The following is a 5,713-nucleotide window of genomic DNA, read 5'->3' on the forward strand; positions in this document are numbered from 1 at the left end:
GTCTGAAGAAGGGGTATCGCCATCCACTCCTTGATTCTGAACTGATCCGTGACCGTACCCGTGCAGAGGCCAGGATCATCTCAGTGGCCCGGAGAGCGGGTGTACCGACCCCGGTGATCCGGGATGTGACAAAAGATCAGATCCGGATGGAGAAGGTCGATGGTACCGTTCTGAAGTATGCTTTGAATGAGAGGTCTTCAGAAGAGGCTGGCAGAGTCGTTGGCATGCTGCATACCGCAGGTATCGTGCATGGCGATCTCACTACAAGTAATATCATTGTGAGGGATGCCGGATGTGTATTGATTGATTTCGGGCTGGCACAGATCACAACAGAGGTCGAGGCCCGCGGTGTTGATCTCCATGTCTTCTTCCAGACCCTTGAGAGTACCTCACCTGAGGCTGTTACGCTTCGGGATTCATTCATCCGTGGGTATTCCTCCACATTCTCCCTTGCAGATGAGGTGCTCAGGCGTGAACATGAGATCGAACTCAGGGGGCGGTACCTCTGATCATTACGATGGTGACGGGGAACTGTCACAAAGTGGATGAAGCCGTCTCGTTCTTCTCGGATGTTGCCCGGATTGAGCATGTCAGTATGGACCTTCCCGAGATCCGTCATGAGGATGTCCGATGTGTTGCATATGAGAAGGCTAGAGCGGCATGGGAGCGTCTTCACCGTCCGGTTATTGTGGATGATACCGGTTTTTTTATTAACGCGCTGAATGGTTTTCCCGGCACCTGTGCTGCGTATTGTATGAAGACGATTGGAAATGCCGGTATTCTGAGACTGATGGAAGGGGTAAAAGATCGGTCTGCGTACTTCCAGACAGTGATTGCATATGCGACAGATGATGGGATCAGGGTCTTCTCCGGTAGGATTGATGGCCTGGTTTTGGAGATGCCTGTTGGAACCGGAGGTTTTGGATATGATCCAATCTTTTCATTCGAAGGAAGATCTCTTGCTGAAATACCGTTATCTGAGAAGAGTGTCGTTTCACACAGGGGGAGAGCTCTTGCCGGGTTTCGTGACTGGTTCATCTCCAAAAAACCATCAGAATACAACAATGATTAAGACGTCGAAACGTCCACTAATAAGAACGCATATTTCGTGGTGTTTACTATGGCACGGTTTCCAGAAGCTGAAGCACGACTTCTCAATGTTAAAATCTGCATGAAATGCAATGCCCGAAACGCTATCCGTGCATCAACGTGCCGGAAGTGCGGGTCAAAACAGCTCAGAACGAAGAACAAGGAAAGAAAGGCTTAATCTGCCTTCTTTTTCTATAAAAAAACGGGCCGGATGGTTCAATTTCGTTACGCGTTATAATACGTAACTCTCTTTCCAAATGAACTGTATTCTCCGGCGAAGGTCTCAAGGTTGCGTTTGTACCCTATCCGATCCGTGATACCGCAGGTGCGTATCACCTCACGAATTCGCATCACCTCTTCTTCATCTCTCCAGTTGCCGGTATAGACATATATCACGAGCCGGTCATCACGTGATGAGGGGTTCTCCTTGGCTGTGCTGACTTTGGCTGAGATGCCGAGGTTTCCTGCCCATGTCTCGTCTCGAATCTTCACCCATATTTCATCGGTGGTTTCGCGTGGCAGAAATATAAGCCACTTGCCTGCATCTTCTGAGTTAACCGCATCAGGATCGATTCCGGGTGCATCCTGGATGATCCAGTGCATTCTCTCTGTTTTTGTAGGGATGATCCCTTCCCCGTTCTGGTAGAGTCTGCATATCTCTTCACACTCTCCAACATCGGAGATGATTGCCTCTGCAAGTGGAGGGTACTCATCTCTGAAACGCTCAAAGGTACTCTGGCATGCTGCATTAAGTTCGTCAACCCTGTTAATAAGCTGAAAAAAGGGTTTCTCCTGCTGCTCCATCGATTTAGCAAAATAGATGGTAAAGATGCCGAAGGATATCCCGGCAAGTGCATTGGTGTTATCTGGTTCTGGAGTATCCATCTTCCCCTCCTGTATACTATCCTCTCCGGTCTCTCAGGATCGTTTTGGCAAGATCTGCAGCATGTTCACCTGAGAGGAGCATTCCTCCAAATACTGCCCCCATTCTTGCTTCTCCCGCAACTGCATTTGCTGCCATGCCGCATGCGATGAGACCCGGAAAGATCTCTTTTGTATGTGAGATGATGTTTGCCTCTGCGCGATCTGCCCACATGAAGCTCTCCCCCCTTATCTCGATGGCTCCTCCCTTTTTCTTGACGCAATGGGCGACAACGGCGTCATGGCCGGTTGCATCGATGGTTACTTTTGCAGAGAGTGTGAGGGGATCGACATGGAGCCCTGTCATCTGAACGGGTGTTGAGGTGATGACAAGCCCACTCACCCGCCCGTCCCCTTTGATGACGACATCCTCAACAGAGGTGAGGTTGAAGAATTCCGCACCTGCGTCACAGGCAGCAGCCGTCAGTTTGGAGACTGATTCTACAGAAGATGCAACATAGTAGCCGGGTTTGTACTCCTCATACCTGATATGAAAATGATCAAGTAATCGCTTCCCTTCTTCCTGCACTACAATCCTCGGAAATGTCATGCCTCCGCCCCACATACCGCCGCCGACTGAGAGTTTCTTCTCGATGATCCCTACTTTAAGCCCCTTTTCAGCAATGAGGGCGGCGCAGGCGAGGCCTGAGGGTCCGCCGCCGACGATTGCGATGTCAAGTTCGAGGTATTCTGAGAATAATTTCGCGTGTGTCTCAAGAATTGCTCTGCTGATCGTCACTTCATCGAGTTGCATCTGGTTCCTCATCCGATATAGGGTGCTGATCTTACTAATATTCTCTTGATTTATGTTACGGATTCGCAGGTATTATGAGTCCGAAGGCGCAGATATAAAGGTATGAAATGGAAGCGCGACTATGGCCTCACGATGAGGATCTTCATCACGTGGGCACTTCTGCTCCTCGTCTATCTGGTCTTCCTCACGGTACTCCAGGCTGTTCTGGGTCTTTCGCTCCAGCTTCTCATCGGTATTGCCTTTTTGATGGCATTTAGTCAGTACTTCTTCTCTGACAAACTGGTGCTGATGAGTACCGGTGCTCGTGTGGTGGCAGAAGATGAGTACCCTGAGCTCCACCGTATGGTTGAGCGGTTATGTTCAACAGCGGATATCCCGAAGCCGAGGATTGCGATTATGCAGTCTCCGGTTCCGAATGCGTTTGCGACAGGGAGAAGCCCAAAGCATGGTGTGGTTGCGGTGACCGATTCGATCATGCGGATTCTTGAAAAGGATGAGCTTGAAGCGGTTATTGCTCATGAGCTTGCCCATATCAAGAACCGTGATGTGATGACGCTGACGATTGCGAGTTTCCTTGCAATGGTTGCATCTCTCATCATCCAGAATGCTCTCTTCGCCTCCCTCTTCGACAGAAGGGAAGGTAACCCCTGGATCATTGCATGGATTGTTGCGATTCTCGTCTGGGTTGCGGCAACGCTCCTCATCAGGACGCTCTCGCGGTACCGGGAGTTTGCAGCTGACCGGGGTTCTGCATATATTACGAATAATCCAAAAGCACTTCAACGTGCACTTATGAAGATCAGCAACCGGATGGAGACGGTTCCACGGCAGAAGAAGCAGGAGGTTGAAGGGGCAAACGCATTCTTCATCATCCCCGCACTCTCCGGTCAGTCCCTGATGGAATTCTTCTCGACTCATCCCCCCCTTGAGAAGCGGATCGCCGCTCTTGAGAAGGTGAGTGAGGAGATCAGGGGATACTGATCCTTTTTCCCACTCTCATCTTTTGGTTGATCCGGATCAACAATACGCAACCCTTAAATCTTTTCAACGACCACCTAAAAGACGCATCGCATCGATGGTCTAGTGGTATGACTTTGGCCTTCCAAGCCAATAGCCCGGGTTCAATTCCCGGTCGATGCATCTTTCTTATCGAATAATAAAACGATGAATTTTTCTTTATTCTGGGTGACTATTCTCTCATGAAAAACCGGCTCATTGGTATTTTTTGTCTTCTGGCACTCCTTCTCGCCTCTTCAGGATGTGTTGCCGATGAAGAACCTGCGACCAGACCGACCTCTCAGGAGATCCTCGGCATATACCTGCATGATGCAGCAGTGTATGCGGCAGATGTTGGAAAGGATGCGGCGCTGGCTGAGTTTGGACGCTTGGATGGCGAGTTCACCTCTGGTAGCTGGTACGTTTATGCCTATGATACTGAGTGTAACCTGCTTGCCCACCCCTATGAGCCCCAGAGTGTCGGGCTGGATCGTTTGGGCTGGACCGACAGCCGGGGTATGCCGGTGATCCGGATTGCCCGGGATGTTGCAGCAGCAGGTGGGGGGTATATCGTGTATCTCTATCCTGAACCGGTGGATGGTGTGATCGACGAAGCAGCGGTGGAGACCTATAAACCGAAGCTTGGATACGTCCTTCCTGCGGGAGATGGCTGGTGGATCGGGTCTGGTGTTGCCCTTGAAAATTCGGATGGAACATACCCTCCTGCTATCCAGGAGATGATCGAGCTCGTTCGTGGTGGGGTGTCGTATGCACAAGCTCAGGGTAAAGAGGCGGCTATTGCTGAGCTATCGGATCTCAACGGGCAGTTTGTCGATTCAGATGGTCATTACCTGTATGCGTACCTCTATGATGGTACCCTGATCGGCCATCCTTATCTCCCCGAAAAGATCGGATCAAACCTGATCAACCGCGAGGATCAGTATGGTATGCGGATGATTGCCGCCCTTGCTGAAACGGCAGAAGATGGCGGGGGTTTTGTCGTCTTCATCTGGCCAAATCCCGATGAGGGGAACAGGGATGAGTTAAAGATCGGGTATGTGATGCCGGTTGATGATGAGTGGTGGCTAGGTTCCGGGGTGTACCTGAGTGAGGTCACTGGTGAGTACACGCGGCTTACGGTGTGAGTCGGAGCCCTCAATCATTTTTGTTCTACCGGGTTTTTGAAGCGGTTTTTGAAAAGAGTTATACGTCTGAGTGGAGTATAGATACTGGACTTATAGGACTCGTGGTCTAGCTGGTTATGACGTCGCCTTCACACGGCGAAGATCTCGTGTTCGAATCACGACGAGTCCACTCAATTTTAGCTTCGTTTACTGATTCGGCTGTCGTGTGAGCTCCGATTAGGATCGTTTTGTATTCGGTATTCATTCTAAGCGCATTTATCGCACTATCGAAGAATCGGGAGGCGTTAAAGCCTGAGTTCTTGATGAAAGCGTGACTCTCAGGATCGATACTGAGAGAGATCCTTTTTCTAATACGCTCTGGAAGAGGGCATTTCTCGTTTTTAGCCTTTGATTTCATTTCTTTTCTCCTGTGCGTACATGTCCGGACACATACGTACACTCTATCATACGTGATAGGTCTTAAACTGATAGCAACTTTTCAGGGGTGAAGGGGGATCCCGGCTGAGTGGAGATCCTGAGTACCTGCAGAACGGCCGGGCCGGGTGTGTCGTATAAGGCAAAAAGTATCAGCTGGCCATTATACAATAAGACAATCATAAGGAGGGGGGATCCCGGCTGGGTGGAGATCCTGAGTACCTGCAGAACGGCCGGGCCGGGTGATCTTCCTGAAGGGGTGAAGGGGGGATCCCGGCTGAGGGAGATCCTGAGTACCTGCAGAACGGCCGGGCCGGGGTGTGTCGTATAAGGCAAAAAGTATCAGCTGGCCATTATACAATGAGACAATCATAAGGAGGGGGGATCCCGGCTG

The 5,713-nt window shown here is 50.5% G+C and carries 8 protein-coding genes and 2 tRNA genes; 8 read left to right on the plus strand and 2 right to left on the minus strand.

Annotation, left to right across the window (positions count from 1 at the left end; genetic code table 11):
- The 3 genes from Q7V06_RS00195 to Q7V06_RS00205 all read left to right on the plus strand — a co-directional run.
- A partial coding sequence (locus tag Q7V06_RS00195) for a Kae1-associated kinase Bud32 (RefSeq protein ID WP_304836329.1) occupies window positions 1–509 on the plus strand: 509 nt, incomplete at its 5' end.
- 8 nt (window positions 510–517) lie between these two features.
- A complete protein-coding gene (gene rdgB / locus Q7V06_RS00200; protein WP_370650784.1) occupies window positions 518–1,072 on the plus strand; it encodes an RdgB/HAM1 family non-canonical purine NTP pyrophosphatase in 555 nt (184 codons plus the stop codon).
- A 48-nt stretch (window positions 1,073–1,120) separates the two neighbouring features.
- The gene (locus Q7V06_RS00205) at window positions 1,121–1,267 is read left to right on the plus strand and encodes a 50S ribosomal protein L40e (protein ID WP_304836331.1); all 147 of its coding nucleotides are present in this window, start codon (window positions 1,121–1,123) and stop codon (window positions 1,265–1,267) included.
- Window positions 1,268–1,314: 47 nt separating this feature from the next.
- Here Q7V06_RS00205 and Q7V06_RS00210 read toward each other — a convergent pair whose 3' ends face one another.
- Complete coding sequence (locus Q7V06_RS00210; protein WP_304836334.1) at window positions 1,315–1,974, minus strand: putative phosphothreonine lyase domain-containg protein; 660 nt, start codon at window positions 1,972–1,974, stop codon at window positions 1,315–1,317.
- A gap of 16 nt (window positions 1,975–1,990) precedes the next feature.
- Window positions 1,991–2,764 (minus strand): sulfide-dependent adenosine diphosphate thiazole synthase, encoded by a 774-nt coding sequence (locus Q7V06_RS00215; RefSeq protein WP_304836336.1) that lies wholly within the window; start codon window positions 2,762–2,764, stop codon window positions 1,991–1,993.
- 102 nt (window positions 2,765–2,866) lie between these two features.
- On the opposite strand from Q7V06_RS00215, the gene htpX reads away from it, so the two are divergent.
- From htpX to Q7V06_RS00240, 5 genes are all read left to right on the plus strand, one after another.
- A complete protein-coding gene (gene htpX / locus Q7V06_RS00220) occupies window positions 2,867–3,745 on the plus strand; it encodes a zinc metalloprotease HtpX (RefSeq protein ID WP_304836339.1) in 879 nt (292 codons plus the stop codon).
- An 88-nt stretch (window positions 3,746–3,833) separates the two neighbouring features.
- Window positions 3,834–3,904: transfer RNA gene (locus Q7V06_RS00225), tRNA-Gly, on the plus strand.
- A gap of 59 nt (window positions 3,905–3,963) precedes the next feature.
- Window positions 3,964–4,905 (plus strand): cache domain-containing protein, encoded by a 942-nt coding sequence (locus Q7V06_RS00230; protein WP_304836341.1) that lies wholly within the window; start codon window positions 3,964–3,966, stop codon window positions 4,903–4,905.
- A 95-nt stretch (window positions 4,906–5,000) separates the two neighbouring features.
- A tRNA-Val gene (locus Q7V06_RS00235) sits at window positions 5,001–5,074 on the plus strand.
- A gap of 336 nt (window positions 5,075–5,410) precedes the next feature.
- The gene (locus tag Q7V06_RS00240) at window positions 5,411–5,650 is read left to right on the plus strand and encodes a hypothetical protein (protein WP_304836343.1); all 240 of its coding nucleotides are present in this window, start codon (window positions 5,411–5,413) and stop codon (window positions 5,648–5,650) included.
- Window positions 5,651–5,713: the final 63 nt, after the last annotated feature.

The sequence above is a fragment of the Methanocalculus sp. genome, from assembly GCF_030651615.1.
In the GTDB taxonomy this organism is placed as follows: Archaea; Halobacteriota; Methanomicrobia; order Methanomicrobiales; family Methanocorpusculaceae; genus Methanocalculus.